Origin of the sequence: Polaribacter marinaquae (genome assembly GCF_038019025.1) — a bacterium.
GTDB classification, from domain to species: Bacteria; Bacteroidota; Bacteroidia; order Flavobacteriales; family Flavobacteriaceae; genus Polaribacter; species Polaribacter marinaquae.
The window spans coordinates 2,727,765-2,742,298 of record NZ_CP150496.1 but is presented as its reverse complement, the minus strand read 5'-3'; the positions used below and the strand labels follow the sequence as shown (position 1 = coordinate 2,742,298).

Genomic DNA, 14,534 nt, shown 5'->3' with positions numbered 1-14,534 from the left:
AAATCTTATAAACTTCTTACTGCTTTTTTAAATTTTCTCCCTCTGTCTTCGTAATTTTCAAATAAATCGAAACTTGCACACGCAGGCGATAATAAAACGGTGTCGCCTTTTTCAGATAATTTATGTGCTACTTTTACAGCTTCTTCTGCACCTGCAGTTTCAACCACAATATCTACAACATTTTCGAATGTATTTTTTATTTTTTCGTTATCAATACCCAAACAAACAATAGCCTTTACTTTTTCTCTTACCAATGGCAAAAGATCGTTATAATCGTTTCCTTTATCTACACCTCCAACTATCCAAACGGTTTGTTTATTCATGCATTCTAAAGCATAAAATGTTGCATTTACATTTGTAGCTTTAGAATCGTTTATATATTCTACGCCTTCTATTTTAGCTACATTTTCTAAACGATGCTCTACACCTTCAAAATCTTCTAAACTTTCTTTTATCGCCTGCTTTCTTGCATTTAATAATTGCGCAGCCATTGTTGCTGCCATTGCATTTTTAACGTTATGTTTTCCTTTTACTGATAAAGATGATATAGGCATATTAAATGTGTCTTTATTTATATTAATCGTTATGTTATTATTTTTTACAAACGCACCAAACTCTAATTCTTTTTCTAGAGAAAATGGTACTAATTTTGCTAATGTTTTATTATTTTCTAACCAATTATTTATAGTTGCATCATCTGCATCATAAATTAAATAATCGGTACTTTTTTGATTTTTAGTGATTCTAAATTTAGATGCTACATATTCACTAAAATTATTATTATATCGATCTAAATGATCTGGTGTAATATTCGTTAGAATAGCAATATGACTATTAAAATCTTCTATACCATCTAACTGAAAGCTACTTAATTCTAACACGTAATTATCAAAATTTTCTTCTGCTACTTGCTGTGCAAAACTATCGCCAATATTACCTGCTACACCAACATTTAAATTCGCACTTTTTAAAATATGATGCGTTAATAATGTTGTGGTAGTTTTTCCATTAGAACCCGTAATACCGATAATATTTGCATTGGTATATTTTGCTGCAAACTCAATTTCTGAAATCACTTTAACACCCAATTCTTTTAACTTTAAAATCAAAGGAACAGTATCAGGAATTCCAGGACTCTTCATTACTAAATCTGCATTTAGCAATTCACTTTCAGTGTGTTTCCCTTCCTCAAAAACTATGTTATTACTTAAAAGAACTTCTTTATATTTTTTAGCAATCATACCTTTATCAGAAACAAAAACTTCAAAACCTTTTTGTTTTCCTAAAAGAGCTGTTCCTACTCCACTTTCTCCTGCACCAAGAATTACTAACTTTTTCACAACTATCTTAACTTTAAGGTTACAATTGTAAAAACAGCCAATAGAATACCTATTACCCAAAAACGCACAACAATTTTACTCTCGTGATAGTTTAATTTTTGATAATGATGATGCAATGGCGACATTTTAAAAATCCTTCTTCCTTCTCCGTATTTTTTTCTTGTGTATTTAAACCAAGAAACCTGCATAATCACAGACAAATTTTCGATTACAAAAATTCCGGCTAGTATTGGCAACAATAATTCTTTTCGAATTGCAATTGCTATAACTGCTATAATCCCTCCGATTGTTAAACTACCTGTATCACCCATAAAAACTTGTGCCGGATACGTATTGTACCATAAAAAACCAATTAAAGCTCCTGCAAAAGCAAGTATAAAAACGGTCATTTCTCCAGAATTGGGTATATACATTACATCTAAATAATCGGCAAAAATTATGTTACCAGAAACCCATGCAAAAACAGCAAGTGTTACTACCATTATCGCAGACGAACCCGCAGCTAAACCATCAATTCCGTCTGTTAAATTTGCTCCGTTAGAAATTCCTGTTACAATAAAAACCGTAATAAAAATGAAAACTATCCAACCGTATTTTTCAAAACCTTCACCCAAAAAAGATAAAGCCTTTGAATACTCTAATTCATTATTTTTCATAAACGGAACCGTAGTTTTTGTTGATTTATGCGCTTCACCAAAAACTTTAATTTTTCCGTTTGTTTGCAGTACTTGTTGCTCTACAGGCAATTGTTCTTTTATAGTTACATCATCATGAAAGTATAACATAGAACCTACAATTACACCTAAACCAACTTGACCTAAAACTTTAAACTTCCCTTTTAAACCTGCTTTATCTTTTTTAAATACTTTTATATAATCGTCTACAAATCCTATTAACCCCATCCAAACCGTAGTGATTAATAAAATAATGATGTAAACATTATCTAACTTGGCTAATAAAATTGCCGGAATTAGAGTGGCAAAAATTATAATAACACCTCCCATAGTTGGTGTTCCTGCCTTTTGCACTTGCCCTTCTAAACCTAAATCTCTAATAGACTCTCCTACCTGTTGCTTTTGTAAAAACTTTATTATTCTTTTACCGTAAACCGTAGATATTACTAATGATAAAATAAAAGCTGCTGCAGCTCTAAATGTTATAAACTGAAACACACTAGCTCCAGGAAAACTAAAATGATTTTCTAAATATTGAAATAAATAATACAGCATTCTTATAAATTGTTAAGTTGATTGAAACAGTTTTTAACCTCTTCTAAATCATCAAAATGAGTACGAATACCATTTATTTCTTGATAATTTTCATGTCCTTTTCCTGCGATTAATATGATGTCACCAGCATTAGAAAACTTACATGCAGTTTTAATTGCTTGCTTTCTATCTAAAACTGTTAATGTTTTTCTGTAATTTTCTGATGAAACTCCGACTTCCATTTCTTCTAAAATAGTTTGCGGATTTTCTGTTCTGGGATTATCTGATGTAAAAACTACTTGATTACTTAATTGAGCAGCTATGTTAGCCATTTTAGGTCTCTTCGTTTTATCTCTATCTCCGCCACAACCAACAACCGTAATTACTTGCTCGTTGCCAGTTCTAATATCATTAATAGTTTCTAAAACATTCTTTAAAGCATCTGGCGTGTGTGCATAATCTACAATTGCCGTAACGCCATCTTTAGAAACTACATATTCAAAACGACCACTTACACTTTCTAACTGACTCACGATGGTTAAAACTTCTAACTTTTCTAAGCCTAATAATTCTGCAGTTGCAATTATTGCAGTAAGGTTGTAAATATTAAAAACACCAATTAGCTTCGTCCAAACTTCAACACCATCAACAGTAATTAAAGTACCAGACAATTGCTTTTCTAAAATTTTAGCTTTAAAATCTGCAATTGTTTTTAAAGCATAGGTTTTTTTAGCAGCTCGTGTATTTTGCAACATGTAACTACCATTTTTATCATCTAAATTTGTTAATGCAAATGCATTTTTAGGCAAAGCATCAAAAAATTCTTTTTTCACATTTCTATATTCTGCAAATGTTTCATGGTAATCTAAATGATCATGAGAAAGATTTGTAAAAATTCCGCCAGCAAAAACTAAACCTTCCGTTCTTTTTTGATGAATTCCATGAGAACTCACTTCCATAAAACAGAAATCAACACCAGCTTCTACCATTTTATCTAAATAACTATTTATTGCAACCGAATCTGGTGTTGTATGCGTTGCTTTAAACTCTTCATTATCAACTAAAACTTTTACAGTAGACAATAAACCAACTTTGTAACCTGCTTTTTTAAATAATTGATACAACAATGTTGCAATGGTTGTTTTACCATTTGTACCCGTTACACCGATTAATGGTAATTTAGAAGACGGATTGTCATAATAATTCGAAGCTATTATCGCTAAAGCAACATTTGTATCAACAACTTTTACGTATGTAATTCCTTCAATTATTTCTGATGGAAATTCTTGACAAACAATTACAGTTGCACCTAAGGCAATTGCCTTCTCTATAAATAAATGACCATCTACAGAAACACCTTTTAAAGCAACAAAAACATCGTTTTTTACAATATTTCTAGAATCGAAAACAACAGCATTTACATCAACATTTGTTGACCCTGAAACCTCTTCTATGGAAACCTTATATAATATGTCTTTTAAATTTTTCAGCTTATGAGAGTTTTAAAATGATTGTTTGTCCCTTTACTAACTTTTGTCCTTTTTTTAAAGATTGATATGTTACTCTACCAACTCCAGAAATTTTTACTGTCAATCCAATATTTTCTAATAATGAAAGCGCATCCATACCAGACATTCCTTTCACATTCGGAATTTTAGCATAGTTTTTAGCTAAAGAATTATCATATTTAGCATACGATTTTTCTATTTCATCAAATTTAACATCATCATCTACAGACTGATTATCTATTGGCGTTGTTGTATAAATTTTCTGAGCAATTTCTTTAAAAACTGGTCCTGCAACCGTAGCTCCGTAATATCCTTTTTCTTTCTTCGGATCATGCACCACTACAATACAAGAATACTTTGGGTTATCTGCCGGAAAAAAACCAGCAAACGATGCCACGTAATGCTTATTAGAATATCCGGCAGCTACTGTTTTACCATTCTCATCTTTATGTCTTGGTAAATATTTTTTTGCTGTTCCTGTTTTTCCTGCCATAGAAAAATTAGACGAATAAATGTTTTTTGCCGTTCCTTTTTCTACAACATTTTCCATTACTTTTCTAATTTTACTTAGCGTTTCATCAGAAGCAATTTTAGAATTTAAAACTTCCGTTTCAAAAACCTTTTCTGTCTTATCTTGCCTTCTTAACTCTTTAATAAACCTTGGCTTTACCATTACGCCGTTATTCGCCACCGCATTGTAAAACATAAGCGTTTGCATTGGCGTTACAGAAATACCATAACCCCAAGACATCCATTCTAAAGAAATTTTATTCCATCTTTTGTCTGATGGTTTTGGCACCACAGGAACACCTTCTCCTTTAATTTGAAAACCAATTGGTTTTGTAAAACCATATGTATCTAGCTTTTCTATAAACTTCTCTGGTTTTTTATCGTAATGCTTTCTTATTAACTTAACAATACCAACATTCGAAGAAACCTCAAAAACTCTTCCGGCAGAAATTTTACCATAACCACCTCTATGAGAATCTTCTACCTTAGAACCGTGTATAAATATCCTTCCTCTTTCTGTATCAACAACTGTAGATGTATCTATCACCTTATCATCTAAAGCAGCCATTAAACTTGCCAATTTAAAAGTAGAACCTGGTTCGTGACTTTCCCAAACAGCATAATTTCTTTTCTCGTAATATTTCCCTTTTTTGGTTCTACCTAAATTAGAAATAGCTTTGATTTCACCTGTCGCTGTTTCCATAACTACAGCACAACCATGATCTGCTTCAAAATACTCTAACCTTCTTAACAACGCATGATGAGTAATATCTTGAATATTAACATCTATTGTAGTAATTATATCATGACCATCTATTGGTTCTTTTTCATTATAATCTGTAATTGGTTTCCATTGATTCTTTGCTATTTTTTGCTCCCATCTTAAACCGTTTTCACCTTGCATATAATCCGCAAAAGCACCTTCTATACCAGCCTCTCCTCTAAAATCATCATAACCAATTGTTCTTTCTGCAATTTTACCAATTGGATGCTCCCTCTCAGTTCTATGTTTTGCAATAAAACCACCTCTATATACTCCCAAGTTAAAAATTGGAAATTTTTTCATCTTCAAATAATCGGTATACCCAATATTTCTAGCAATTAGATAATATCTTCTTTTCTTGTTTTTTGCAGCTCTTAATCTTTTTTGATGATACGCAACTGACTTCCCTAACATTTTAGAAAGTTCTTTAGAAAGCGCTACAATATTATCTTCAAAAACATCGCTATTTACAGTAACCAAGTCCATATAAATATTAAACTTAGACATAGACGTTGCCAACAAATTACCATCTGCCGCATACACGTTACCTTTATTTGCGTATATAGTATCTTGCCTTACTGTTAATTCTGTTGCTAACTCTCTGTACTTATCTCCTTGAACATATTGAAGATTAATAACCCGAACAATTATAGCAAGTAAAAACACGGTCATAAAAGCAGCCACCATGTAAAACCTAGTAAGAATGCTTTTTTTATGTGTTGCCAATTTTAATCGTTTTTATAAGTTACTTTTATTTTCTTCGGAGGAGTTTTAGAAGGCTCTAAACCTCTACTTTTTGCTTTTTCTCTGATACTAGATTCCATTTTCATTCTCATCAAAATCGTACCTGTATCTACATATTCTGCCCTTAACTCTCTTTTTAGCTTATTAAGATTAGAAATCTCTATTACTTTTTTATCTGCCTTATGTGAGCTAGATATCATTACCAATAACAATACAACTACAAAAATGATAATGCGCCAATTTTTAAATGCAGATTCATCGGTAAGAAAACTTCCTCGTAAAAAACCGTATACATTTTTTTTAACCTTAGACATTCTACTTTTTTATTGTTGCAATTCTTAATTTAGCGCTGCGAGCCCTATTATTTGTGTTAATTTCCTGTGGGGTAGGTACTATCAACTTCCCGACTTTCTGCAAAGGTTCACTTGTGTTTCCAAAAAAATCTTTTTCGGGCTCGCCACTAAATAATCCTGTTCTTATAAATCTTTTTACCAATCTATCTTCTAAAGAATGATATGAGATCACACTCAATCGTCCTTCTTCTTTTAATAGACTTGGCATTTGTTGTAAAAATTCTTTTAAAACATCCAATTCCTCATTTACCTCAATTCTAATTGCCTGAAATATTTGAGCTAAAATTTTATGTTCTTTCGCTTTAGGCAAAAATCTTTGCAAAGCTTCTTTTAACTGAAAACTAGTTTCTATCTTCTCTTGTTCTCTTTTCTCTACAATCGTTTTTGCTATATTTCTAGAGTTTCTTAGCTCGCCATACAAAAACAATATTTCCGCAAGTTTTTCTTCAGAATAATTTGCAATAATTTCTTTTGCTGAAATTTTAGATTTCTGATTCATTCTCATATCCAAATCTCCATCGAAACGAATCGAAAACCCTCTTTCTGCTTCATCAAATTGATGAGAAGAAACACCTAAATCAGCTAAAACACCATCAACCTTTCTAACTCCATGAAACCTTAAAAATCTAGAAATGTATCTAAAATTTTCTGGTATCAATGTAAACCGAGGATCATCAATAACATTTTTTAAAGCGTCTGGATCTTGATCAAAACCAAACAATCTACCATTCTCACCTAATCGATTTAAAATTTCTCTTGAGTGTCCGCCACCTCCAAAAGTTACATCCACATACACTCCGTCTTGCTTAATCGCAAGAGCATCTACACTTTCTTTTAATAAAACCGGACTATGATAATTCATCAAATTCTGTATTTCCCATTACCTCTTCAGCTAAATCTGCAAAATCTAAAGCAGCATCATCAATAGCTTTCTCATAATTATCCTTATCCCAAATTTCTATTATATTTACAGCAGAAGACAACACAACTTGTTTCTTAATACTTGCAAATTCACATAAATCTTTAGGAATTAAAACCCTACCAGCAGCATCAAATTCTACAATTTTAACACCCGCTGTAAACCTTCTAATAAAATCATTATTCTTCTTAACAAACTTGTTAAGTTTATTAAGTTTGCTCATCATTTTATCCCACTCTTCCATAGAATACAATTCTAAACACGGCTGAAAAACAGCTCTTTTTATGACAAACCCCTCATTTAAAATTGGTTGCAACTGCTTCTTTAGAGCTGATGAGAACATCACTCTACCTTTAGCATCTGCCTTACATTCGTATGTACCAATTAGATTTATCACAAATAAGAATATCGTTTTACAGATATCAAAAATATATAAATTTTACCACTTTTTACCACTTTTTACCACATTGTTAATAAATAATTGGTTTTCACTATTAAAAAATGATCTATCACATCTTAAAAATTGAAATTGAGACAATTAGAAAAAGAATTTTTATGTTATAAAAAAGAATTACATTTGCGATTAAGTAAAACGAATTGAATGATGACTGAACAGTTAAAAACCGAAGGGAAATTTACATATGCAGAAGCAGGAGAAGGACCTGCAATTATTGTTTTACACGGACTTATGGGAGCCTTGAGTAATTTTGGCGCTACCTTTAATCATTTTTCTAGCAACGGCTATAAAGTTTTGATTCCGGAATTACCCCTATACTCTTTACCTCTAATAAAAACGAATGTTAAAAACTTATCTAGTTTTTTAAAAGATTTTATGGATTTTAAAGGAATAGACAACGCTATTCTATTAGGAAATTCTTTAGGCGGACACATAGGTTTGTATTTTACAAAACATTACCAAGATAAAGTTAGTGCTTTAGTTTTAACAGGAAGCTCTGGATTGTATGAAAAAGCAATGGGAGACAGTTTTCCGAAGCGAGGAAACTATGAGTTTATAGAAGAAAAAACAAAAGATGTTTTTTACGATCCTGCAATTGCAACAAAAGAACTAGTAGACGATGTTTTTAAAATTGTAAACGATAGAAACTCTGTAATAAGAACTTTGGCTATTGCTAAAAGTGCTATAAGACATAATATGGCTAATGATTTACCAGACATGAAACAACCTACTTGTTTAATCTGGGGAAAACAAGACTCTGTAACTCCGCCAAAAGTTGCTGAAGATTTTCATAAACTTTTACCAGACTCTGATTTATTTTGGATTGATAAATGCGGGCATGCAGCAATGATGGAAAGACCAGAAGAATTTAATTCTGTATTATCTAAATGGTTAACCGACAGAAACATATAAATCATGAAAATTAAGTCTGCAGATTTTGTAATGAGTAACAGTAATGTTACCAATGCGCCAAAAGACAGAATACCAGAATATGCTTTTATAGGTCGATCTAATGTGGGTAAATCCTCATTAATTAACATGTTAATGCAGCGTAAAGATTTAGCTAAAACTTCTGGAAAACCAGGAAAAACACAACTTATTAATCACTTTAAGATTAATAATGAGTGGTTTTTAGTTGATTTACCTGGTTATGGATATGCCCAAATTTCTAAGAAAAAAAGAGTAATATTTCAATATTTTATAGAGAATTACTTTAAAGAAAGAGAACAACTAGTTTGTACTTTTGTTTTGATAGATTCTAGACACGATCCGCAAAAAATCGATTTAGACTTTATGCAGTTTTTAGGTGAAAATCAAATTCCGTTTTGCATTGTTTTTACAAAAGCAGATAAATTAAGTAGTTCTAAACTTAATAAGCAAATAACATCTTACAAGAAAAAATTATTACAACATTGGGAAACTTTACCAACATCTTTTCTAACTTCTTCTTCTACTAATCTTGGTAGAAAAGAATTTTTAGATTTTATTGATGGCGTAAACCAAGATGTTGCAAAAGATTTTAAATAAATTACTTCTACAAATTTACAATGCAATCTACTAAAGAGAATTTACAAGTATTATTTGAAGACAATCATTTAATAATTGTAAATAAAAGAGCTGGCGATATTACACAAGGTGATAAAACCGGAGACAAACCTTTAAACGAAGTTGTAAAAGAATATGTAAAAGTTAAATACAACAAACCTGGCAATGTATTTATTGGTACTGTACACCGATTAGATAGACCAACATCTGGTATTGTTATTTTTGCAAGAACATCTAAAGCTTTAGAACGCTTAAACAAGATGTTAAGAGACAAAACTATTAACAAAACTTATTGGGCTTTAGTTAAAAACAAACCCAAAAAAGAAAGAGATACGCTTACAAATTTTCTAAAAAAAGATCCTAAAAAAAATAAATCTTTTGTTTACAAAAAGGAAATTGACGGAAGTAAAAAAGCAACATTACACTATAAAGTTATTCAGAAGCTAGAAAACTACACACTTTTAGAAATTGATTTAGAAACAGGTAGGCATCACCAAATTAGAACACAACTTTCTAATATCGGATCGCCAATAAAAGGCGATTTAAAATACGGTTTTCCTAGATCTAATAAAGATGGAAGCATAAGCCTGCACGCTAGAAAAATAAACTTTATTCACCCAGTTTCTAAAGAAGAAATTAAAATAACTGCGCCAACACCCAAAGATGTAATTTGGAATGCTTGTAACGAATAAAAACATTACGCTACCTCTACAGAAGTAAACTTAAAACTAGTACCATCAAACAAACCTTTATCAGACAATTTTAAAGCAGGAATTACCAACAACGCCATAAAAGACAAACTCATATAAGGCGCTCTTAATTTACTGCCCATATCTTTTGCCATCGCATCTAAAGCTGCGTAAGATTTACCTATTTCTTCTGCAGATTTATCAGACATAATACCTGCTACAGGTAAAGAAACTATTTCTTCTTTTGTTGCAGTTACTGCACAAATACCACCTTTATTCTCTATAATTAAGTTTACAGCCTTTGCAATAGCTTCATCTGTTGCACCAACAGCAATAATATTATGAGAATCGTGCCCAACAGAACTAGCTATCGCACCTTCTTTGATTCCGAAATTTTTAATAAATGCAATTGCAGGCACATCATTTTTATACCTATTTACAACAGTCATTTTTAAAACATCTGTATTTGTATTAGAAATTAAATTTCCGTTTTCTATTAAAGATTCAGATTCAATTTTATTTGTAACCAATTCACCATCTAAAGCCTCTATAACATTTATTTTCTTTGCAGATGATTCAAATCTAAAATCCGAAACTTTTTTCTTTTCTGTATTAAAGTTGTTTAAAACTTCAAAAGGAACAGCATCAATAAAACTTTTACCGTTTTTAGCAACCAATACTCCGTTGATATAAGTTTCTAAAACATTGAATTTTTCTAAACTATCAACAACAATAAAATCTGCAAAATCATCTTTTTGCAAAAGACCAACATCTAATTTATAATGCTCTACAGGGTTTACACAAGCAGCTTGTAAGACTTTAAACACATCGACACCTTTTGCTACTGCTCTTTCACAAAGTTGATTGATATGGCCCAATAACAAATCATCTGGATGTTTGTCATCAGAACAAAACATCATATTTTCAAAATGTTCGGGCAACAAATCAATTAAAGCTTCAAAATTTTTAGCTGCCGAACCTTCTCTAATAATCACTTTCATTCCTTTTTGAAGTTTTTCTTGAGCTTCTTCAAAAGTAAAACATTCGTGATCTGTAGAAATACCCGCTGCAATATATTTACTTACATCTTGCCCTCTTAAACCCGGCGCATGACCATCGATTGGCTTATTGTTATCTTTTGCATGTTGTATTTTCTTTAAAACCTCTTCATCATCAAATAAAACTCCGGGATAATTCATCATTTCCGCAAGGTATTTAATGTCTGGATTTTGCATCATCTGTTTAATATCATCAGAATCTATAATTGCGCCAGCACTTTCGAAGGATGTTGCAGGCACACAACTTGGTGCGCCAAAATTAAATTTTAAAGGTACTTTTTTACCGTTTTCGATCATAAAATCGACACCTTTTACACCTAAAACATTTGCAATTTCATGCGGATCTGAAACCGTTGCAACTGTACCATGTTTTACTGCGATTTTTGCAAATTCTGATGGAACCAACATAGAACTTTCTATGTGAATATGTGCATCTACAAAACCTGGTAAAATATAATTTTCTACAGAATGATCTACTGCTCTTACAGCTATAATTTTACTATCTTTAACCTCTACTTCTCCTTTGTAAATGGTCCTGTTTTGTATATCAACTATATTTCCTTGTACAATCATCTTCAAAATTATTTGCTGCAAATTTACAAAGAATTAAAGCCGATTTAAACTTTATTTAGGATAGATTACTTGATGTAAAGGAACATCAAAATCGTTAGAATCTTCTATTTGATAAATTGGTTTAAAAAAGTTTAATCCTATAAATTTAGCATCTTCTTTACACTTTAATAAAAAGCGGTCGTAAAAACCTTTACCGTAACCAACTCTGTAATTTAACTCGTCTGAAATAAGCATTGGCACAAAAATTAAGTCGAGCTTCTGCTCATCTACTTTAACAGCATTCACAGGTTCTGGAACTCCAAATTTATTCAATTCTAAAACCGTTTTTTCTTCTAAATAATAATGAGAAAGCGTATTGTTTTTAAGATTTGATTTGCTAACAACAATTTTAATATTACGTTTTCTTAAAAAATTAATAATTGGTTGCGTATCGATTTCTTTAAACTTTGTAAGTGATAAAAATAAGTGCGCAACTTTAACACCACTATAATCTAAATTATAAATTTGCTGATAAATATTATCTTGAAATTCTTCAATTTGACTAACAGATAAATCTTTTCTTTTTTGCTTATAAATTGCTCTTAATTCTTGCTTTTTCATCAATGATTATAAATTTATAATATTACAACAATTTCAATTCTTTTTGAAGTTTTTTTGTCAAACCACCAACTACTAAATCGTAAGAATGATTGATTAAATCTTTCGCTAAATCATCAGAAACATCGCTATTATTTATAAGTACCGTATTCCAATGTTTTTTATTCATGTGAAAACCAGGATTAATTCCTTCGTAATTACCTCTTAACTCCAATGCTTTTTCCGGATTGCACTTTACGTTCATTTTCTCTTCACCTTTTTCCCAATTATTTAAACTTGTTAGTAAAAACATTTTATTCATTACTTTAAACACCAAAGTAACATCATCAAAAGGAAAGTGTTCTGTTACTCCTTTTTTTGACATACAAAAATCTCGTAGTTGCTCTATATGCATAAACTATTAGGTTTTAAAGTTATTTTTATCAATTTAAAAAGTATCTTTATCTACCAAATTTACAATTAATATTTAAATGGAAAATGTTTTTTTAGACAACACCTCTATCATTAGTTATTCTCATAAAAATTACGAGAAAAATAATTTTTCTGCAATTTCTCAAATAAAACTTTCGCAAGGAACAGAAACTATAGAATGGCTAAATACTTACGGAATTAAATTTCAAGAGGAATATAAAAAAGTAATTTACCAGAATAATTTAGATGATTTTTTGATAAAATTATTAAGTGATGAAAATCATCCAAACAAAGTAATTTTATTAGATAATTTACTATTTATAACAACACGTGTTTTAATTACAGAAAGCAGAAAATTAGAGTCTGAGCAAATGATTTTTATTGTTTCTGCAGATTTTTTATGGTCTATTCAAGAAAAACATGGCGATTATTTTAATTGGATTCGTGAGCGATTAGAAGGTAACAAAGGAATTGTTAGAAAGAAAAGAGCCGATTATTTGTTATTCTTACTTTTAGAATCGATTATAGACAATTACCAAGATACTTATGAGGAAAATGCTGTTCTTAGCGCAGATAAACTAAATTCTACCAACATAAAACCTACACCAGAATTTACTTCTTTAGTAGAAAAAAGAAAACAAGAACTTTTTAATTTTAAGAAAGCTACAATGAGTTTAAAAGACACAATTGTAAAGTTAGAAAAAATTGAAATTGATGGTTTTGAAGTAAAATATTTTAGTGAATTAAAAGAACAAACAAATAACTTAATTTCGAATATCGATTTCGAATTGCAAGAGTTAGAAAGTAAGATCAACTTAATATTTAGTATTCAAGGACACAGATTAAATGAAGTAATGAAAACGCTTACAATTTTATCTGTAATATTTATTCCGCTTACTTTTTTAGCCGGAATTTACGGTATGAATTTCGAATACATACCAGAATTAAAATTTAAATATGGTTATTTTATTTTATTAGGAATAATGGTGCTGGTTACCATTGCTTCTGTTTGGTATTTTAAACGAAAAAAGTGGTTTTAACGTTTTTATAATCAATAAAAAAACCTTTTTAAGTTCGAATTAAAAAGGTTTTTTTAAAATTTCTATTTAATAATTTTATACAAAACAGGTTTACTTGGTGTTGCATCGTTTTCAAACGGAGCAATCATTAGGTTTAATAAATACTCGCCATCTTCTACATCGTTTGGTACATAAATAAATTCTGTAATTGTAGCATCCATTCTAATTTCGCCAGCAGTATTCCAAAAAGCATTATGAGATAACAATTTACCATTATCATTTTCTTTATCAACAGATGGTAAATCTATCAATAAATGTTTTATCCCTTTTTCTCTTAAATAAATTGCGGCTTTTTCAGACAAATATGTAGGATTTGTATTTGAATACTGCATACTCTTTTTATCATCTAAATTAGGCAAAGTTCTAATTACAATAGCGTCTCGTTTCTTATTTTTTAAAGCTGTTTTTAATTGCTTTACTCCTATCATAAAATCTCCATTATGAAACAACGGTGCAATTGTAACAACCTCTGCTAAAAATATAAAATACTTTAAGTTTTTGTTTACAGAGTGTACTTCTTCTGTAATATGACCTACACATTCTGTGTGTGTAATATGAGAGTGCGGATTGAAATGAATACTATTAAAATTTACAACAGCACCTTCTGATACCTTTATTGTTTCTTCGCCTATTTTTTCTGCAGTAATTTTAGGCTCCTCTAAATACCAAGCATTTACATTTTTTTTTGATGGATCTATAGGAATTGAAATATCTATAGGATTAGATATATTTACTTCTATTTTTCTTGAATTATATTCTATAGTTGCTTTCATTTTTTAC

The 14,534-nt window shown here is 30.4% G+C and carries 15 protein-coding genes; 4 read left to right on the top strand and 11 right to left on the bottom strand.

Translation table 11 applies throughout. The features are described 5' to 3' along the window. Nucleotides 1-5: 5 nt before the first annotated feature. Genes murD through WG950_RS12185 form a run of 7 tightly spaced genes read right to left on the bottom strand, consistent with a single transcriptional unit; the run spans nucleotide 6 to nucleotide 7,742 of the window. On the bottom strand, nucleotides 6-1,340 hold the full coding sequence (gene murD, locus WG950_RS12215; protein WP_340932709.1) for a UDP-N-acetylmuramoyl-L-alanine--D-glutamate ligase: 1,335 nt from the start codon (nucleotides 1,338-1,340) through the stop codon (nucleotides 6-8). 2 nt (nucleotides 1,341-1,342) lie between these two features. Beyond that, on the bottom strand, nucleotides 1,343-2,569 hold the full coding sequence (mraY, locus tag WG950_RS12210; RefSeq protein WP_340932707.1) for a phospho-N-acetylmuramoyl-pentapeptide-transferase: 1,227 nt from the start codon (nucleotides 2,567-2,569) through the stop codon (nucleotides 1,343-1,345). Between the two features lie 2 nt (nucleotides 2,570-2,571). After that, the gene (locus tag WG950_RS12205; RefSeq protein WP_340935259.1) at nucleotides 2,572-4,038 is read right to left on the bottom strand and encodes a UDP-N-acetylmuramoyl-L-alanyl-D-glutamate--2,6-diaminopimelate ligase; all 1,467 of its coding nucleotides are present in this window, start codon (nucleotides 4,036-4,038) and stop codon (nucleotides 2,572-2,574) included. A 1-nt stretch (nucleotide 4,039) separates the two neighbouring features. Continuing rightward, nucleotides 4,040-6,001, bottom strand: coding sequence for a penicillin-binding protein (locus WG950_RS12200; protein ID WP_340935257.1), 1,962 nt, complete (start codon nucleotides 5,999-6,001; stop codon nucleotides 4,040-4,042). Between the two features lie 56 nt (nucleotides 6,002-6,057). Further along, nucleotides 6,058-6,387 carry an FtsL-like putative cell division protein gene (locus tag WG950_RS12195; protein ID WP_077810011.1) on the bottom strand — a complete coding sequence of 110 codons (330 nt, stop codon included), beginning with the start codon at nucleotides 6,385-6,387 and terminating at the stop codon, nucleotides 6,058-6,060. Between the two features lies 1 nt (nucleotide 6,388). Further along, a complete protein-coding gene (gene rsmH / locus WG950_RS12190; RefSeq protein WP_340932706.1) occupies nucleotides 6,389-7,288 on the bottom strand; it encodes a 16S rRNA (cytosine(1402)-N(4))-methyltransferase RsmH in 900 nt (299 codons plus the stop codon). Next, nucleotides 7,275-7,742 carry a division/cell wall cluster transcriptional repressor MraZ gene (locus tag WG950_RS12185; protein WP_340932705.1) on the bottom strand — a complete coding sequence of 156 codons (468 nt, stop codon included), beginning with the start codon at nucleotides 7,740-7,742 and terminating at the stop codon, nucleotides 7,275-7,277. The genes rsmH and WG950_RS12185 overlap by 14 nt, the downstream gene beginning before the upstream one ends. Before the next feature lie 207 nt (nucleotides 7,743-7,949). Here WG950_RS12185 and WG950_RS12180 point away from each other — a divergent pair, with 207 nt between their 5' ends. The 3 genes from WG950_RS12180 to WG950_RS12170 are packed head-to-tail and all read left to right on the top strand — an operon-like array spanning nucleotide 7,950 to nucleotide 10,039. Beyond that, nucleotides 7,950-8,714 (top strand): alpha/beta fold hydrolase, encoded by a 765-nt coding sequence (locus WG950_RS12180; protein ID WP_079737206.1) that lies wholly within the window; start codon nucleotides 7,950-7,952, stop codon nucleotides 8,712-8,714. Nucleotides 8,715-8,717: 3 nt separating this feature from the next. Further along, the gene (gene yihA / locus WG950_RS12175; protein WP_340932704.1) at nucleotides 8,718-9,329 is read left to right on the top strand and encodes a ribosome biogenesis GTP-binding protein YihA/YsxC; all 612 of its coding nucleotides are present in this window, start codon (nucleotides 8,718-8,720) and stop codon (nucleotides 9,327-9,329) included. A 20-nt stretch (nucleotides 9,330-9,349) separates the two neighbouring features. Further along, a complete protein-coding gene (locus WG950_RS12170) occupies nucleotides 9,350-10,039 on the top strand; it encodes an RluA family pseudouridine synthase (RefSeq protein ID WP_079737207.1) in 690 nt (229 codons plus the stop codon). Between the two features lie 5 nt (nucleotides 10,040-10,044). On the opposite strand, the gene ade is transcribed toward WG950_RS12170, so the two are convergent. Genes ade through WG950_RS12155 form a run of 3 tightly spaced genes read right to left on the bottom strand, consistent with a single transcriptional unit; the run spans nucleotide 10,045 to nucleotide 12,658 of the window. Beyond that, nucleotides 10,045-11,667, bottom strand: a complete 1,623-nt coding sequence (ade, locus tag WG950_RS12165; RefSeq protein ID WP_340932703.1) for an adenine deaminase — start codon at nucleotides 11,665-11,667, stop codon at nucleotides 10,045-10,047. A gap of 51 nt (nucleotides 11,668-11,718) precedes the next feature. Next, nucleotides 11,719-12,267, bottom strand: coding sequence for a 5-formyltetrahydrofolate cyclo-ligase (locus WG950_RS12160; RefSeq protein WP_340932702.1), 549 nt, complete (start codon nucleotides 12,265-12,267; stop codon nucleotides 11,719-11,721). A gap of 22 nt (nucleotides 12,268-12,289) precedes the next feature. Next, complete coding sequence (locus tag WG950_RS12155) at nucleotides 12,290-12,658, bottom strand: MmcQ/YjbR family DNA-binding protein (protein ID WP_340932700.1); 369 nt, start codon at nucleotides 12,656-12,658, stop codon at nucleotides 12,290-12,292. A gap of 76 nt (nucleotides 12,659-12,734) precedes the next feature. Between WG950_RS12155 and WG950_RS12150 the strand changes: the two genes are divergently transcribed. After that, complete coding sequence (locus WG950_RS12150; protein ID WP_340932699.1) at nucleotides 12,735-13,715, top strand: CorA family divalent cation transporter; 981 nt, start codon at nucleotides 12,735-12,737, stop codon at nucleotides 13,713-13,715. A gap of 62 nt (nucleotides 13,716-13,777) precedes the next feature. Here WG950_RS12150 and WG950_RS12145 read toward each other — a convergent pair whose 3' ends face one another. Beyond that, a complete protein-coding gene (locus tag WG950_RS12145) occupies nucleotides 13,778-14,527 on the bottom strand; it encodes a cyclase family protein (RefSeq protein ID WP_340932697.1) in 750 nt (249 codons plus the stop codon). Between the last annotated feature and the right edge of the window lie 7 nt (nucleotides 14,528-14,534).

What these genes read in the sequence shown, in the direction of transcription:
- WG950_RS12170 (WP_079737207.1), top strand. Translation starts at nt 9,350, where the DNA reads ATGCAATCTACTAAAGAGAATTTACAAGTATTATTTGAAGACAATCAT.
- WG950_RS12195 (WP_077810011.1), bottom strand. Translation starts at nt 6,387, where the DNA reads ATGTCTAAGGTTAAAAAAAATGTATACGGTTTTTTACGAGGAAGTTTT.
- WG950_RS12145 (WP_340932697.1), bottom strand. Translation starts at nt 14,527, where the DNA reads ATGAAAGCAACTATAGAATATAATTCAAGAAAAATAGAAGTAAATATA.
- yihA (WP_340932704.1), top strand. Translation starts at nt 8,718, where the DNA reads ATGAAAATTAAGTCTGCAGATTTTGTAATGAGTAACAGTAATGTTACC.
- rsmH (WP_340932706.1), bottom strand. Translation starts at nt 7,288, where the DNA reads ATGAATTATCATAGTCCGGTTTTATTAAAAGAAAGTGTAGATGCTCTT.
- mraY (WP_340932707.1), bottom strand. Translation starts at nt 2,569, where the DNA reads ATGCTGTATTATTTATTTCAATATTTAGAAAATCATTTTAGTTTTCCT.
- WG950_RS12155 (WP_340932700.1), bottom strand. Translation starts at nt 12,658, where the DNA reads ATGCATATAGAGCAACTACGAGATTTTTGTATGTCAAAAAAAGGAGTA.
- WG950_RS12180 (WP_079737206.1), top strand. Translation starts at nt 7,950, where the DNA reads ATGACTGAACAGTTAAAAACCGAAGGGAAATTTACATATGCAGAAGCA.
- WG950_RS12200 (WP_340935257.1), bottom strand. Translation starts at nt 6,001, where the DNA reads ATGACCGTGTTTTTACTTGCTATAATTGTTCGGGTTATTAATCTTCAA.
- WG950_RS12150 (WP_340932699.1), top strand. Translation starts at nt 12,735, where the DNA reads ATGGAAAATGTTTTTTTAGACAACACCTCTATCATTAGTTATTCTCAT.
- ade (WP_340932703.1), bottom strand. Translation starts at nt 11,667, where the DNA reads ATGATTGTACAAGGAAATATAGTTGATATACAAAACAGGACCATTTAC.
- WG950_RS12160 (WP_340932702.1), bottom strand. Translation starts at nt 12,267, where the DNA reads ATGAAAAAGCAAGAATTAAGAGCAATTTATAAGCAAAAAAGAAAAGAT.